At 59.1% G+C, this 15,864-nt stretch carries 11 protein-coding genes; 8 read left to right on the top strand and 3 right to left on the bottom strand.

Annotated features, from left to right (window positions below; translation table 11 throughout):
* Positions 1-107: 107 nt before the first annotated feature.
* A complete protein-coding gene (locus GHO41_RS25315; protein ID WP_153434974.1) occupies positions 108-758 on the bottom strand; it encodes a Pr6Pr family membrane protein in 651 nt (216 codons plus the stop codon).
* 7 nt (positions 759-765) lie between these two features.
* On the bottom strand, positions 766-996 hold the full coding sequence (locus GHO41_RS25310) for a VF530 family DNA-binding protein (RefSeq protein WP_048367018.1): 231 nt from the start codon (positions 994-996) through the stop codon (positions 766-768).
* A 208-nt stretch (positions 997-1,204) separates the two neighbouring features.
* On the opposite strand from GHO41_RS25310, the gene GHO41_RS25305 reads away from it, so the two are divergent.
* The 3 genes from GHO41_RS25305 (at position 1,205) to GHO41_RS25295 (ending at position 7,508) form a co-directional block, all read left to right on the top strand.
* Positions 1,205-3,244, top strand: coding sequence for a TonB-dependent receptor (locus GHO41_RS25305; protein ID WP_153434973.1), 2,040 nt, complete (start codon positions 1,205-1,207; stop codon positions 3,242-3,244).
* 368 nt (positions 3,245-3,612) lie between these two features.
* Positions 3,613-4,995, top strand: coding sequence for a carbohydrate porin (locus tag GHO41_RS25300; protein ID WP_048367020.1), 1,383 nt, complete (start codon positions 3,613-3,615; stop codon positions 4,993-4,995).
* Positions 4,996-5,090: 95 nt separating this feature from the next.
* Positions 5,091-7,508, top strand: a complete 2,418-nt coding sequence (locus GHO41_RS25295) for a glucose/quinate/shikimate family membrane-bound PQQ-dependent dehydrogenase (RefSeq protein WP_123751444.1) — start codon at positions 5,091-5,093, stop codon at positions 7,506-7,508.
* Positions 7,509-7,652: 144 nt separating this feature from the next.
* Here the strand turns inward: GHO41_RS25295 and GHO41_RS25290 are convergent, their stop codons facing one another.
* A complete protein-coding gene (locus tag GHO41_RS25290; RefSeq protein ID WP_153434972.1) occupies positions 7,653-10,004 on the bottom strand; it encodes a bifunctional diguanylate cyclase/phosphodiesterase in 2,352 nt (783 codons plus the stop codon).
* A gap of 363 nt (positions 10,005-10,367) precedes the next feature.
* Between GHO41_RS25290 and lon the strand changes: the two genes are divergently transcribed.
* From lon to cmoB, 5 genes are all read left to right on the top strand, one after another.
* Positions 10,368-12,797, top strand: a complete 2,430-nt coding sequence (lon, locus tag GHO41_RS25285) for an endopeptidase La (RefSeq protein ID WP_048367023.1) — start codon at positions 10,368-10,370, stop codon at positions 12,795-12,797.
* Between the two features lie 188 nt (positions 12,798-12,985).
* Positions 12,986-13,480 carry a hypothetical protein gene (locus GHO41_RS25280; RefSeq protein WP_153373361.1) on the top strand — a complete coding sequence of 165 codons (495 nt, stop codon included), beginning with the start codon at positions 12,986-12,988 and terminating at the stop codon, positions 13,478-13,480.
* 86 nt (positions 13,481-13,566) lie between these two features.
* The gene (locus tag GHO41_RS25275) at positions 13,567-13,959 is read left to right on the top strand and encodes a protease inhibitor I42 family protein (RefSeq protein WP_048367025.1); all 393 of its coding nucleotides are present in this window, start codon (positions 13,567-13,569) and stop codon (positions 13,957-13,959) included.
* A gap of 105 nt (positions 13,960-14,064) precedes the next feature.
* Entirely contained in the window at positions 14,065-14,808 is a 744-nt protein-coding gene (cmoA, locus tag GHO41_RS25270) for a carboxy-S-adenosyl-L-methionine synthase CmoA (RefSeq protein WP_048367780.1), read from the top strand.
* Positions 14,805-15,761: a tRNA 5-methoxyuridine(34)/uridine 5-oxyacetic acid(34) synthase CmoB gene (cmoB, locus tag GHO41_RS25265; RefSeq protein ID WP_153434971.1), complete on the top strand. Its 957-nt coding sequence runs from the start codon at positions 14,805-14,807 to the stop codon at positions 15,759-15,761. Before cmoA ends, cmoB begins: the two co-directional genes overlap by 4 nt.
* Positions 15,762-15,864 lie beyond the last annotated feature (103 nt).

The raw sequence follows: 15,864 nt of genomic DNA, 5'->3' as shown, positions 1-15,864 counted from the left end.
TTGGGTAGTTTTTTTGAATAAAAACAATGGGTTATTTTATGTTTGATAAGAGCGAGCTTGCCTCGCGATCTTTTAAACGATCAAAAGATCGCGAGACAAGCTCGCTCCTACAGAGGTTTGGCGGTTGATCGGCCGCGCCAGCGGTCAATCACCACCATCAGCAGCGCCACCGCCACAAACCCCGCCAAAATCCCCAACGCGTTCACAAACGTCTGCGCATACCCCAGTTTGTTGACATCAATAAACGGGTACGGGTACATGCCCAGCGCATGCCCGCGCCACAGCAAATAGGCAAAGTACACAATCGGGTACAACGCCCACACCGCGATGTGGCTCAGGCGCAACGTGCCTTTGGGCACGCAAAACCACCAGTACAAGGTGAACAGCACGGGCATGACGTCGTGCAACAGTTCATTGGCCAGCCAGTGCAGCCCCTGCGGTTGCCAAAGGTTGCGCAGCAACAAGCTGTAGGCGGCGCCCACCACGATGATGCTTACAGCAATCCCGCTGCTGACCCACGGTTGCAAGAAAAACCTCCGGACCCTGGAGTCCTGCGTAAGAGCGGCGTAAGTCAGCACAGTGGCGGTCAGGGTATTGGTCAGCACCGTGAAAAAGCTGAAGTAATTGACCAGCCCGCCCAGCAGGCTAGCGCCGGATGTCCAGCGGGCAATCAGCACCAGGTCGAGCTGAATCGCCAACCCGCTCCAGCCCAGAATGGCCATTAATGCTAACCAGCGGTGAGTGTGCGCTGCACGCATACGCCGATCAGAGCTCGCGCTTGGTGCGGGCGTATTTCACGTAGAGCTTCTCGACCTTCTCACGGGCCCACGGCGTTTTGCGCAAAAACGTCAGGCTCGACTTGATGCTCGGATCGCTTTTGAAGCAGCGAATATCAATGCGCTCGGCCAGCCCTTCCCACTCGTAATGCGCCACCAGCGCAATCAGGATCTGTTCCAGCGTGACGCCGTGCAGGGGGTTGTTGTTGGGTTCAGTCATGCCGAGCCTTTTTAAGCAGAAGTAGGAAAGCCGCGCACCTTAGCTCAGGGGCCAGTCATTTGGAACACGGTGAGTTTAGCCGGGCCTGCGCCCTTGCAGAAAAAGTTCCGCTTGGCGCGACCAAATGCGATGTTATATTGTAACGATACAGTCGTTACCCAGAGCGCTCAGCGCCACGCTTTTCATTACCCTTGCCAAGGAATCTGCAATGTCCTCCCCTGCTTTGCCACGCTCACTGCGCCGTCTGCGTTTGACGCCGCTCGCCACGGCCCTGCTTATTGCCTCCCCCGCCTATGCACTGGAGCTGCAACCCCAAGTCATCACTGGTAACCCGCTGGGCAGCAGCCAATTGGCTTCTCCCACCACAGTGCTAGAAGGTGATGACCTGACGCTGCAGCAACAAGGCAGCCTGGGTGAAACCCTCAACAAGCAACCGGGTGTGTCGTCGTCTTACTTCGGACCGGGCGCCAGCCGACCGATCATTCGCGGCCTGGACGGCGACCGGATCCGCATTTTGCGCAATGGCGTGGGCGCACTGGACGCCTCGTCGCTGTCCTACGACCACGCCGTGCCACTGGACCCGGTCAACGTTGAGCGCATTGAAATCGTCCGTGGCCCGGCCGCCCTGCTCTACGGCGGCAACGCCATCGGTGGCGTGGTCAATACCCTCGACAACCGCATCCCCACCGAAGCCATCAACGGCATTCAGGGTGCAGGCGAATTGCGCTATGGCGGCGCCGACACCACGCGCAGCAGCGCAGGCAAGCTGGAAGCCGGTAACGGCACGTTTGCCCTGCACCTGGACGCCAACGCACGTCAGTTCAATGACCTGAAAATCCCCGGTTACGCCCGCGATCGCCACGCCCCGGAAGGCGAAGATGACAGCGATCAAAAGAAAGGCCGCCTGAGCAATAGCAGTGGCCGACAGGACGGCGGCGCGGTTGGCGGTTCCTACACATGGGATGACGGCTACGCGGGCATCTCTTACAGCAACTACGACTCCAATTACGGTTCCCCTGCCGAAGACGACGTGCGCATCCGCATGAAGCAGGATCACTACGCCTTCGCCTCGGAGATCCGCAACCTGCAAGGCCCGTTCAGCTCGCTCAAACTGAACGCTGGCTACACCGATTACGAACACCGTGAAATCGAAGGCGGCGAAGTCGGCACCACCTTCAAGAACAAAGGCTACGAAGCGCGTGTTGAAGCGCGTCATGTGCCGATCGGCCCACTGAACGGGGTGATTGGCGCGCAGGTCAACCGCAACGAATTCTCGGCCCTCGGCGAAGAGGCTTTCGTACCGCAGACCGACACCACCACCGGCGCGCTGTTTATTCTTGAAGAGCTGCAAGCCACCGAGCGACTTAAACTCAGCCTCGGCGGGCGCCTGGAACACACCGTGGTTGACCCGAATGCCAAGGGCAATGAGCGCTTCGAAGCGGCCGACAACTCCAAGCGCTTCACCGCGGGCAGCCTGTCTTCAGGCGCGGTGTTCACCCTGACACCGATCTGGTCGCTGGCCGCAACGCTGGGCTACACCGAGCGCGCGCCGACTTTCTACGAGCTGTATGCCAACGGCGCCCACGTTGCCACCGGCACTTACGAGTTGGGCAACCCGAACCTGTCAAAAGAAAAAGCCGTGTCCAGCGACCTGGCCCTGCGCTTTGACAATGGCACCCACAACGGCAGCGTTGGCGTGTTCTACAGCCACTTCTCCAACTACATCGGCCTGCTCGGCACGGGCCGCACCCTGAACGACGAAGGCGAGCCAGACGCCAGCGGTATTCCGGAATACACCTACTCCGGCGTGCGCGCACGTTTCGTAGGGTTTGAGGCCAAGGATCACTGGAAGCTTGGCGAAAGCGCCTACGGCAAATTTGCACTGGAACTGTCGGGCGATTACACCCGCGCTACCAACCTCGACACTGGCGAAGCGTTGCCACGTATTGCGCCGTTGCGCCTGAGCAGCGGTTTGCTGTGGGAACTCAATCGCTGGCAGGCACGGGTCGATGTTGAACACGCCAGCAACCAGGGCCGCGTACCGGACAACGAGTCGGGCACCAATGGCTACACCACCCTGGGCGCCAGCGCCGGTTACAACTTTACGGTGGGCGGCAGCCAGTGGCTGGCCTTCGTCAAAGGCGACAACCTGACCGACCAGACCGTGCGTTATGCCAGCTCGATCCTGCGTGATATCGCCCCGGCACCGGGCCGCAGTGTTGAAGTAGGCCTGCGCACAACGTTCTAAGCCATACCCCTGCCGCTGTAGGAGCGAGCTTGCCTCGCGATCTTTTGATCTTTAAAAGCAAAAGATCGCGAGACAAGCTCGCTCCTACAGTTTTTTTTCTAAACCATTCCCTACCTCATTTCCCTCAAACACCGTCGAACGTGAGGCAAAAAGCCCCTGAGACGAACGGTCGCAGGTGACTGTTACAGAATCCGAAATGATCCATGTCAATTAAAGTGCTGTTTCTAAACGTTTCGTCGCTTTATCATTTCCGCATCAAGGGCTGAAACGTTTCACGCCAGCCCTTACATTCTGAAAGTGTGAGTCCTGCCTGCAAAGACAGCGCTACCCACTTCACCGCCCGACCAAAAAGACCTTCATCTCGACCTATGTCCACATTTCTGACTTTGCGCAAAGACAGCGCGCTATTCCCTATGGCCGGGCAAAAAGCCCTGACCCTGATCGGCGGCATTACTGCCCTGGGTTTCGCCAGCTTCGTACAGGCCGCACCGGCGTTCGACAGCGATTCAAAATGGATGTTCGGCGATTGGGACGGCTCTCGTACCGCACTGGAAAAGCAAGGCTATAGCTTCTCGCTCGACTACGTGGGCGAAGTCGGCTCCAACCTGCACGGCGGCTACGACCATGACCGCACCGCGCGTTACAGCGATCAGTTCGGCCTGGGCACGCACCTGGATTTGCAAAAAATCCTGGGCTGGCACGACGCTGAATTCCAGCTGACGATTACCCAGCGCGATGGCAACAATATCAGCAATGACCGGATCAACGACCCGCGGGTCGGCGGCTTCACCTCGGCCCAGGAGGTCTGGGGCCGTGGCCAGACCACACGCCTGACGCAGATGTGGTACCAGCAAAAGTTCTTCGACCAGAAGCTCGACATCAAGGCCGGTCGCTTCGGTCAGGGCGAAGACTTCAACAGCTTCCCTTGCGACTTCCAGAACCTCGCGTTCTGCGGCTCGCAGGTGGGTAACTGGGCCGGCAGCATCTGGTACAACTGGCCGGTCAGCCAATGGGCGCTGCGGATCAAATACCACCTCACGCCCGAGCTGTATGCACAGGTCGGCGCCTATGAGCAAAACCCGTCCAACCTGGATCGCGGTAACGGCTTCAAGCTCAGCGGCAGCGGTACGCAAGGCGCGGTGTTGCCGGTTGAACTGGTGTGGACACCGACACTTAATGGCCTGCCGGGCGAATACCGCGCGGGTTATTACTACAGCAGCGCCAAAGCCACCGACGTCTACAAAGATGCCAACGGCCAACCGGCAGTTTTAAGCGGCGAAGCCTATCGCAGCAGTTCGAGCAAGCACGGCCTGTGGTTGGGCGTGCAGCAGCAACTCACCAGCCGTGCCAGCGATCAATCCCGTGGCTTGAAGGTGTTTGCCAACGCCACCCTGCACGACAAAAAAACCAACGCCATCGACAACTATGTTCAGGCAGGCGTTGTGTACAAAGGCGTGTTCGATGCACGCCCCAAAGACGACATCGGCTTTGCCATGGCCCGCGTTCACGTCAACCCGGCCTACCGCAAAAATGCCGAAGCAACCAACCAGGCTCGCGGCGTTTACGACGCCAGCAACCTGGACTACTTGCCACCTCAGCACACTGAGTACAGCGCCGAGTTGTATTACGGCGTGCACGTTACCGACTGGCTGACGGTGCGACCGAATCTGCAATACATCCGCCATCCGGGCGGTGTTTACACCGTGGATAACGCCCTGATCGGCGGTTTGAAAATTCAAAGTTCGTTCTGACAAGCGAGCGACAAGCCGCAAGTTGATAGCTAAACGCTTGAAGCTTGCCGCTTGAAACTTGCCGCTAAATCCTATTTACAACGGAGAACCTCACTATGAGCACTGATGGTGCTTTGAGTAGAAGCCGCTTGCTGCCGACATTGCTCGGTATCCTGCTGGTGTTAATGGGCCTGGCCATGTTGGTCGGGGGTATCAAGCTGGTGACACTCGGCGGATCGACGTACTACCTGCTGGCCGGTCTCGGCTTCGGGCTGTCGGGCGCCCTGCTGATCGCCGGGCGCCGTGCGGCGCTGGCGTTGTACGCACTGGTGTTGTTCGCCAGCACCGTCTGGGCGCTGGTCGAAGTCGGCCTGGACTGGTGGCAACTGGTGCCGCGTCTGGCCCTGTGGTTCGCCATCGGTATCGTTCTGCTGCTGCCATGGTTGCGTCGCCCGCTGTTGCGCGGCCAGTCGGCACCGGTTGCAACCGGCGCGCTGAGCATCGCCGTGGTCCTGGCAGGTGTGGCTGCACTGGCAAGCCAGTTCACCAACCCTGGCGAGATCAAGGGCGAGCTGGGCCGTGACGCCGTTCCGGGCATGGCCAACACCGCACCCGACATGCCTGAAGGTGACTGGCAGTCCTATGGCCGTAGCGGCTATGGCGATCGTTACTCGCCACTGAAACAAATCACCCCGCAAAACGCCCACAGCCTGGTGCCTGCATGGACCATGCGTACTGGCGACATGCCAGGGCCGAATGACCCGGGTGAAACCACCGCTGAAAACACCCCGCTGAAAGTTAACGGCATGCTCTATGTGTGCACGCCGCATAGCCAGGTGATTGCGCTTGATCCGGACAGCGGCAAGGAAATCTGGCGCTACGATCCGAAGATCAGCACGCAAAATGCTGCCAACTTCAAAGGCTGGGCACACATGACGTGCCGTGGCGTGAGCTATCACGACGAAAACGCCTACGCCAAAGCCAGCACTGAACAAAGCGCTGCCGAGCCGGCTGCAGCCACGTCGAGCAACTCTTGCCCGCGTCGTCTGTTCTTGCCAACCGCCGACACCCGCCTGATCGCCCTCAATGCCGACACCGGTAAAGTCTGCGAAGACTTCGGTGACCACGGCTCGGTCGACCTGCGCCACAACATCGGCAGCTTTGCACCCGGCGGTTACTACTCCACATCGCCACCTGCGGTCACCAAAGACCTGGTAGTGATTGGCGGCCACGTGACCGACAACGTCTCCACTGACGAGCCATCCGGCGTGATCCGTGCGTACGACGTACGTACCGGCAAGCTGGTCTGGAACTGGGACAGCGGCAACCCGGACGACACCACGCCGATTGCTGAAGGCCAAACCTACACCCGCAACTCGCCTAACATGTGGTCGATGTTCGCGGTCGATGAAAACCTCGGCATGCTCTACCTGCCGATGGGCAACCAGATGCCTGACCAATATGGTGGCGACCGTACCGAAGACTCCGAGCGTTACAGCGCTGGCGTGACGGCACTGGACATCACCACCGGTAAGGTTCGCTGGTACCGTCAGTTCACTCACCATGACCTGTGGGACATGGACGTGGGCGGTCAGCCGACCCTTATGGACCTGAAGACTGCTGACGGCGTGAAACCGGCGCTGCTGGCATCGACCAAGCAAGGCAGCATCTACGTTGTTGACCGTCGTAATGGCGAAGACATCGTGCCGATCCGCGAAATCCCGGCGCCGGGCGGTGCTGTCGCAGGTGACCACACCGCGCCAACCCAACCGCGTTCGGACCTGAACATGATCCCGCCGCAACTGACCGAGCGTGACATGTGGGGCGTGACCCCGTTTGACCAAATGCTCTGCCGGATCAACTTCAAATCCCTGCGTTACGACGGCATGTACACCCCGCCTTCGCTGCAAGGTTCGATCGTTTACCCGGGCAACTTCGGCGTGTTTGACTGGGGCGGCATTTCGGTCGACCCGGTGCGTCAGATCGCGTTCCTGAACCCGAGCTACATGGCGTTCACCTCCAAGCTGGTACCCCAGGCTGACGTAGCAGCCATGGGCCCACGCAAAGGCGAAACCTCGGGCGTACAACCGAACAAGGGCGCTCCATACGGTGTGATCCTTGAGCCGCTGCTGTCGCCGGTTGGCCTGCCTTGCCAGGCGCCATCGTGGGGTTACGTTGCAGCGGTCGACCTGACCAACAACAACGTGATCTGGAAACACAAGAACGGCACCGTGCGTGACAGCTCGCCGGTACCGATCCCGCTGCCAATGGGCGTTCCAAGCCTGGGCGGGACCGTGACCACGGCCGGTGGCGTTGCTTTCCTGAGCGGCACCCTGGACCAATACCTGCGTGCTTACGACGTGAACAACGGTAAAGTCCTGTGGGAAGGTCGCCTGCCAGCAGGCGGTCAAGCCACGCCAATGACCTACGCAGGCAAGGACGGCACCCAATACGTGCTCGTCATGGCCGGTGGTCATGGTGGTCTGGGCACCCAAAAGGGTGACTACATCATGGCGTTCAAACTGGCTAAATAAGCGTTACAGCCAGGTATGAAAAAGGCGGCTATCTCTCGATAGCCGCCTTTTTATGTCTGCATATTTAAGATCAAAAGATCGCAGCCTTCGGCAGCTCCTACGCGAGCCACCTCTACCGTAGGAGCTGCCGCAGGCTGCGATCTCTTAAGAAATCAGTGCCGTAGCCCGTAACTCATTCAACCAGCTCTCAAACGCCGCAGCGTCCAGCGGCCGGCTGATCAGGTAGCCTTGCGCCGTGTCGCACTGCCAGCGCTTGAGCAAGTCCAGGCTGTGAGGGTATTCAACGCCTTCGGCCACCACTTTTAGCCCCAGGTTATGGCTCATTTCAATGGTCGAGCGCACGATCACCGCATCTTCACTGGCTTCGTCCAGGTTACGCACAAAGGACTGGTCAATTTTCAGTTCCTGTACCGGCAACCGCTTGAGGTGGGCCAGCGAGGAATAGCCCGTGCCAAAGTCGTCCACCGACAAACTGATCCCGCAATCGCGTAGCCCTCTGAGCACCGCCAGCGAATGCTCGGGGTCGTGCATCACCGCGCTTTCGGTGATCTCGAAAGTCAGTTGCTGCGCTGCCACCTGATACTGCGCCAGCAAGGCCTGCACTTGCGGGGCCAGGCAATCACCGCGCAAATCGTCCGCCGAGATGTTGATCGACAGTTGCAGGTGCAGCCCGCGGCGGTTCCACTCGGCCAGTTGCCGAATGCTCGCTTCAATCACCCAGTCGGTCAGCAGTTTCATGCTCCCGGAGCGTTCTGCCAGCGGGATGAACTCTGCCGGTGAGACCACGCCAAACACCGGATGCTGCCAACGCAGCAAAGCTTCGGCCTGGCTCACATGCCCGCTGCGCAGGTCGAGTTTGGGCTGGTACTGAATAAACAGTTCGCCGTCACTGGCGGCATGGCGCAAGTCCCGAATCAACTGAATTTGCCGTTGATGCGCGAGGTCGCGGTCCTGTTGATAGACCTGCAGATAGCCGGTCAAGGCCGCTGCGTCACTGCGCGCAATGGCAGCGCGGGCCATCAGCTCTTCGGCGGTTTGGCCATGGGTTGGATACACCGAGATGCCCATGCGAACATCCAGTTGCACATCATGCCCGTCGAGGTTCAGGGGCTGGCTCAACAATCCATACAAGCGATCCGCCATCGCCACCCCGGCATCGACCTGGGTGTTTTCCAGCAGCAACAAGAATTCGTTGCCGGTGATGCGTGCGGCCGTGCTGCTTTCAGGCAGTGCCTCGATCAGCACATGGGTGGTTTTGAGCATGATCAACTCCAGACCTTCCGGGCCAGAGCTTTCGCTGATCAAGCGGTAATTTTCAATCCCCAGATAAATCAACACCACGCTGCGTCGGGCGGTAATGGCGCTGCCCAGGCGCTCCATGACCAACGCCCGGTTGGGCAGCCCGGTCAATGGATCATGCAATGCGTTGTGCGCCAATTGCTGTTCACGCACGGCAATTCCGTTTTGCATGGCATTGAATGCCCTGGCCAGAAAACCCAGTTCATCGCGGCGTTTAAGCACCACCGGTGTTGAGTAGTCACCCCGCCCGATACGCTGCGCCGCTGCGGCCAGCAGGCTGACCGGGCGCGACACTTCTCGCGCCAGCCACAAGGCGCCCAGCAATGAGGCCAGCAAGGCCGCGAGGGAGATCCATAAAAACTTGCGGTCCAGCGAGGTGAACGCCTGCAGTGTCTGGTCCAGCGGGCTTTGCAGCAAGGCCATGACCTGACCGTTGGCGGGGTCGCCTGAGTTGGCCAGTTGCAGCAGTTGCCCCAAAAAGCGCTTACCGGCGAACTCACTGAAGTGCGTCAAGGGCCCCGGAGGGTTGTCGCGCAAGAACCGCACAAGGCTCTCTTCCATCGCCTCTGGCTGGGTGCTGGCCAGCGCCCCGGAACGCCCGTCTTTCACTCCCAAAAATGACACCTCAAGGTTGCTCAAGGTGCGTAACTCTTGGGCAAATACTTCATCCATCGGCATCGCCGACACCACCCGCATCACGGGCAAAGGCGCCAGCACCACACCTTGCACCATCATGTAGGGGCGCTCGTCGAGTACCCCGATCAGCTTGATCTGTGAGCCGCGCCGCGCCTGGCTCAAGGCTTGAGCGTACGGAAAAGTCTGCCCTGGCGGCAGGCTCGCCAGGGTACTGATGATGATCTTGCCCTGCAGGTCGAGCACGAACAGGTCACTGTCGCGCAGGCTGGCCTCGAAGGTTTCCAGGGCATTTTCAATTTCTTGCGGGCGACCATCGATGACAGCTTCACGAAAATCCTGGTCATTGGTCAGCCAGTTAAGGCCGTACTGAATACGCCGCGCACGAAAATCGACAAACCGCTCGAACACCCGGGTGCCGTTTTTCAACTGATTTTCAGCTTGATCGCTGGCCGCCGTGACGGTCGCCGCCTTTACCGCGAAATACACGGCACCGATCACGACCAGCAACAGCAGCGCGAGTACGAAGCTGATATGAGCCTGAAAGCTATTGCGCAATTTCATCGGCGGGCCTCAATCCATTGACGATGTACTGCCTGTGTAACGAATCCCTGAGGCATGCGGGCACTCTCTCGCCAACTTAAAAGTCAAATAACTGACTTTTAGCCCAGCTTTGATAATTTTCCAGCCTCGTCGTCACAAACAAGAAGATCGCCTAATAAACACGGGCCGTCTACCGTCAAGTTGTTGGCGACAAAGGCATAGCTTTTCTACTGGCATGCAACAACGCAACACGCGCACGGAAAGAAACGGCGCCTTGGCCTATGGTTGGGTGTTGGCTGATTTACGCGGTGAACAAAACTTCACCATTGAAACCTCTGGCTCCGTGCCCCATCTAAAGCACATACCCCATTGCGCAGGTGCCCCATGAGCGACCAGCAAAATTTTAAAGAGAACACCGTCGAGCACGCTGATATAGAACACAACGAAGCTGAATCAACCGCTCACAAGGGCGGGACCGAGCTGGCCCTGCCGGGTCAGAACCTGCCGGACAAGGTGTACATCATCCCGATTCACAATCGGCCGTTCTTCCCGGCACAAGTGCTGCCGGTCATCGTCAACGAAGAACCCTGGGCCGAAACCCTAGACTTGGTCAGCAAGTCGCCTCATCACTCGCTGGCGTTGTTTTTTGTCGACACGCCCACTGATGACCCGCGCCATTTTGATACCACCAGCCTGCCCGAGTACGGCACGCTGGTGAAAGTGCACCATGCCAGCCGCGAAAACGGCAAATTGCAATTTGTGGCACAGGGCCTGAGCCGCGTGCGCATCAGCATGTGGCTCAAACACCACCGTCCGCCGTATCTGGTAGAAGTCGAATACCCGCAGGAAGCCAATCAGCCCACCGATGAAGTCAGGGCTTATGGCATGGCGCTGATCAACGCGATCAAAGAGCTGCTGCCGCTTAACCCGCTGTACAGCGAAGAGCTGAAAAACTACCTCAACCGCTTCAGCCCTAACGACCCTTCGCCCCTCACCGACTTTGCCGCCGCCTTGACCTCGGCCACAGGCAACGAGCTGCAAGAAGTGCTCGATTGCGTGCCCGTCCTCAAGCGCATGGAAAAAGTCTTGCCGATGCTGCGCAAGGAAGTCGAAGTCGCACGTCTGCAAAATGAAATTTCCGCCGAAGTTAATCTCAAGATCGGCGAACATCAGCGTGAATTTTTCCTTAAAGAGCAGCTCAAGGTCATTCAGCAAGAGCTGGGGCTGACCAAAGATGATCGCAGTGCCGACATCGAGCAATTCAAGCAACGCCTTGAAGGCAAGACTCTGCCCGCCCAGGCCCGCAAGCGCATTGACGAAGAAATCAACAAACTGTCGATTCTTGAGACTGGCTCGCCCGAGTACGCGGTAACCCGCAATTACCTGGATTGGGCCAGCTCAGTGCCGTGGGGCGTGTTCGGCAAGGACAAACTGGACCTCAAGCACGCGCGCAAGGTGCTCGACGCCCACCACGCCGGGCTGGATGACATCAAAGACCGCATCCTCGAGTTCCTCGCCGTGGGCGCTTACAAAGGCTCGGTCAGTGGCTCGATCGTGTTGCTGGTCGGCCCGCCGGGCGTGGGTAAAACCAGTGTCGGCAAGTCGATTGCCGAATCGCTGGGCCGTCCGTTCTATCGCTTCAGCGTCGGCGGCATGCGCGACGAAGCCGAGATCAAGGGCCATCGTCGAACCTACATCGGTGCCCAGCCGGGCAAGCTGGTGCAGGCGCTTAAAGACGTTGAAGTGATGAACCCGGTGATCATGCTCGACGAGATCGACAAGATGGGCCAAAGCTTCCAGGGCGACCCGGCATCAGCGCTGCTGGAAACCCTCGACCCGGAGCAAAACGTCGACTTCCTCGACCATTACCTGGACTTGCGCCTGGACCTGTCGAAAGTGCTGTTTGTGTGCACCGCCAACACGCTGGACTCGATCCCCGGCCCTCTGCTCGACCGCATGGAAGTCATCCGCCTTTCGGGGTACATCACCGAAGAGAAAGTCGCGATTGCCAAGCGTCACCTGTGGCCTAAACAGCTGGAAAAAGCCGGTGTCGATAAAGCACGCCTGAGCATCACTGACAGTGCACTGCGCTTGCTCATTGATGGTTATGCCCGTGAAGCCGGTGTGCGCCAGTTGGAAAAACAACTGGGCAAGCTGGTGCGTAAGGCCGTGGTCAAGTTGCTCGACAACCCGGACGCGGTGATCAAGATCGGCCCTAAAGACCTCGAAGCCTCACTGGGCACCGCAGTGTTCCGCAACGAACAGGTCATCAGTGGCGTCGGCGTGATCACTGGCCTGGCCTGGACCAGCATGGGCGGCGCGACCTTACCCATTGAGGCCACACGCATTCACACGCTCAACCGCGGCTTCAAGCTGACGGGGCAATTGGGCGAGGTAATGAAAGAGTCTGCTGAAATCGCCTACAGCTACATCAGTTCCCACCTGAAGCAGTTTGGCGGCGACCCGCGTTTCTTTGACGAGGCCTTTGTGCACTTGCACGTGCCCGAGGGCGCCACGCCTAAAGACGGCCCGAGTGCCGGGGTCACCATGGCCAGCGCCTTGCTGTCTCTGGCGCGCAATCAGGCGCCGAAAAAAGGCATCGCCATGACCGGCGAACTGACCCTCACCGGCTATGTCCTGCCGATTGGCGGGGTGCGGGAAAAGGTCATTGCGGCCCGTCGGCAGAAAATCCACGAACTGATCTTGCCCGAGGCGAATCGTGGCAAGTACGAGGAACTGCCGGACTACTTGAAAGAAGGCATGACCGTGCACTTTGCCAAGCGCTTCACCGACGTGGCCAAAGTGCTGTTTTAAACGCCACGTGTACTGCCCTCTGAGTCAAAAAGGCGCAAACCCTTGCGCCAGAGGGGCTCGTATAAACAGGTTTGGCCGCTGGCCAAACCTGTATAACTAAACAACCTGTTATTTGTGACAGTAGACACATCTGTATTTCCCAACGTTAATAGCGTCTCAGCCGACAGGTATTAACGTTGGGAACTGCTATGCCACTTCATCATCCTGCGTATCAAAATCCCGATGCCCTTTGGCGCAACGTTAAGGGCCCAAGCGCTTTCAACCCCAGAACCCGCGGTGAACTCAAGGCCGAGTTGCTCGACAGATCCCCGTTTGCGGCGCAAGAAATGACTTTCGCCAGCAGCCACAAAAAAATCATCGTGACCGCAGAGTTCGACGAGTTCGGTTCCAAGGCGTATCGCGCCATTGCCCTGACTCTGGACATCAATATCCAATCGGGTATCTACCTGTTTAAACAGGGCGAACCTGGCCCGGTGCAAGGGATGTCCTACATCGAATACGTTGAAGTCGATGGGCGCGAGATGTACCACTTGAACCAGGCCAATGTCGGCACCTTGCACCTCAGCGTGATCGAGAGTTGCTACAGCGCCCGCCTGTTCACCTTTGAAGGCTCAGACCATAAAGGCGAAGCCCTTGAGATGTGCGGTGATTTCACCATCACCCCACCCCACGCCAGCTTCTGACTTTCCGGCTTGGGGCCGACGACAAATGGCGCAGCCGCCATCATGGGGTATGCTGCGCACTTGTCTTTGTCCGACCGGAGCCTGCAATGTCCCTCGCACGATTAGTCCCGCTGCTCAGCCTCGGTTTGCTGGCCGCCTGTGCGCACCCGCCTGCGCAAAACGTTACTGTTGAAGAACAAAGCGACTGCCCGATTCAACTGCATGTAGGGCAAAACCTCATGCTGTCGCTGCCCAGCAACCCCACCACCGGCTACCGCTGGGCCATCCAGGACTCGGCGGGCGGCGTGCTGCGCAGCCTTGGTCCGGAGGTCTACAACAGCAGCGATGACGGCCAACTGCTCGGCAGTGGCGGGCATTCGACCTGGCGCTTTGAGGCCTTTGCTGCGGGCAACGGCCGCCTGCGCCTGACCTCTCAGCAACCCTGGGAGCCCGAAGCAGAACCGGCGCAAACCTTCGATTGCCCCATCACCGTTAACTGAGCCTGCACGGCTTATCAGACAGACCGCGCATCCCGGCGCCAACTTGGCTAAAATGCGCCCCCGTTTTAACTATCCAGCGCCGGAACTGTCGTGAGCAAAGAAGTCGTGAGCAAAGAACCTGACCGTATTTTCGCCCAGCCCCTGGCCCAGGTCCCGGACTTCGCCTTTAACGAAGACGTGGTGCGGGTGTTCCCGGACATGATCAAGCGCTCGGTGCCGGGTTACCCGACGATTGTCGAAAACCTGGGCGTGCTCGCGGCTCAATTCGCCCAGCCCGACAGCGTGCTGTACGACTTGGGCAGTTCCTTGGGCGCGGTGACCCAGGCTTTGCGCCGCCATGTGCGCACCGATGGCTGCAAAGTCATTGCCGTGGACAACTCCACCGCCATGGTCGAGCGCTGCCGTGAATACCTCAACGCCCAGAACTCGATGTTTCAGGAGTTGCTGCCGGTCGAGGTAATCGAAGGCGACATTCTGGCCCTGGAATTTCAGCCTGCCTCGGTAGTGGCGCTGAACTTCACCCTGCAATTTATCGCCCCTGACCAGCGCCTGGCCTTGCTCAGCCGGATTCGCCAGTCGTTGCTGCCGGGTGGCGCGATGATCCTCTCCGAGAAGCTGCGCTTCAGTGATCCCGAAGAGCATGCGCTGCTGACCGATCTGCACATCGCCTTCAAGCGGGCCAACGGTTACAGCGACCTTGAAATTGCGCAAAAGCGCAGCGCCATCGAAAACGTCATGAAGCCCGACAGCCTCGAAGAACACCGCGAACGCCTGCTGGCGGCCGGGTTCTCGAAAGTCGTGCCGTGGTTCCAGTGTCTTAACTTTGCCTCGTTGATTGCCTTGCCATGATTGATCTTTCCCCCCTCGCCCGCCGTTTGGCCGGGACGCCCTTGGCTGAATGGGCCAACACTCTGCAAGCGCAGCTCGACGTCAAAATGGAGAAAGGTCACGGCGACCTGGAACGCTGGCAAAGCGCACTGGACGCCTTGCCCAACGTGCTGCCGACCGAGATCGACCTGCTCAACGGCCTGACCCTGGACACCGACTGCGACGACGCCACCCGCGCGCAAATGCGCCAGGCGCTGCTCGGCCTGTCACCGTGGCGCAAAGGCCCGTTTGACTTGTTCGGTGTGCATGTCGACACCGAGTGGCATTCAGACTGGAAATGGTCGCGCGTGGCGCCGCACATCGACCTCAAGGGCAAGCGCATCCTCGATGTTGGCTGCGGCAATGGTTATTACATGTGGCGCATGCTCGGCGCAGGCGCCCACAGCGTGATCGGCGTCGACCCCAACTGGCTGTTCTTCTGCCAGTTCCAGGCCGTTCAACGCTTTTTGCAGCAAGAGGCCGCCTGGCACCTGCCCTTCCCGTTCGAAGACCTGCCGGCCAACCTGGAAGGCTTCGACACGGTGTTTTCCATGGGCGTGTTCTACCACCGCCGCTCCCCCATCGAGCATTTGCTGGCGTTGAAAGACTGCCTGGTCAAAGGGGGCGAACTGGTGCTGGAAACCCTGGTGATTGAAGGCGATGTGAACCAGGTGCTGGTGCCCGAAGACCGCTACGCGCAGATGCGCAACGTGTGGTTCCTACCCTCGATCCCCGCCCTGGAACGCTGGCTGCGCCGTGCCGGTTTCAGTGACGTGCGTTGCGTCGACGTGAGCATCACCACCGTCGAGGAACAACGTGCGACTGAATGGATGAAATACCAGTCGCTGAGCGACTACCTGGACCCGAACGACCACAGCAAAACCATCGAAGGCCTGCCCGCGCCGATGCGCGCCGTGATCGTCGCTAAAAAATAAAACCATCCACCCCCCTGTGGGAGCGGGCTTGCTCGCGATATGAACACCTCGGTACATCATGTATATCGAGGTGATCTCATCGCGAGCAAGCCCGCTCCCACAG

The sequence above is a fragment of the Pseudomonas sp. FSL R10-0399 genome (assembly GCF_009600165.1).
Classification (GTDB): Bacteria; Pseudomonadota; Gammaproteobacteria; order Pseudomonadales; family Pseudomonadaceae; genus Aquipseudomonas; species Aquipseudomonas helleri.
Note: the sequence above shows the minus strand (reverse complement) of the source record. Positions and strands in the feature narration are given on the sequence as shown.

Coding starts and splice junctions, on each gene's coding strand:
- GHO41_RS25315 (WP_153434974.1), bottom strand. CDS start 758: ATGCGTGCAGCGCACACTCACCGCTGGTTAGCATTAATGGCCATTCTG.
- GHO41_RS25310 (WP_048367018.1), bottom strand. CDS start 996: ATGACTGAACCCAACAACAACCCCCTGCACGGCGTCACGCTGGAACAG.
- GHO41_RS25305 (WP_153434973.1), top strand. CDS start 1,205: ATGTCCTCCCCTGCTTTGCCACGCTCACTGCGCCGTCTGCGTTTGACG.
- GHO41_RS25300 (WP_048367020.1), top strand. CDS start 3,613: ATGTCCACATTTCTGACTTTGCGCAAAGACAGCGCGCTATTCCCTATG.
- GHO41_RS25295 (WP_123751444.1), top strand. CDS start 5,091: ATGAGCACTGATGGTGCTTTGAGTAGAAGCCGCTTGCTGCCGACATTG.
- GHO41_RS25290 (WP_153434972.1), bottom strand. CDS start 10,004: ATGAAATTGCGCAATAGCTTTCAGGCTCATATCAGCTTCGTACTCGCG.
- lon (WP_048367023.1), top strand. CDS start 10,368: ATGAGCGACCAGCAAAATTTTAAAGAGAACACCGTCGAGCACGCTGAT.
- GHO41_RS25280 (WP_153373361.1), top strand. CDS start 12,986: ATGCCACTTCATCATCCTGCGTATCAAAATCCCGATGCCCTTTGGCGC.
- GHO41_RS25275 (WP_048367025.1), top strand. CDS start 13,567: ATGTCCCTCGCACGATTAGTCCCGCTGCTCAGCCTCGGTTTGCTGGCC.
- cmoB (WP_153434971.1), top strand. CDS start 14,805: ATGATTGATCTTTCCCCCCTCGCCCGCCGTTTGGCCGGGACGCCCTTG.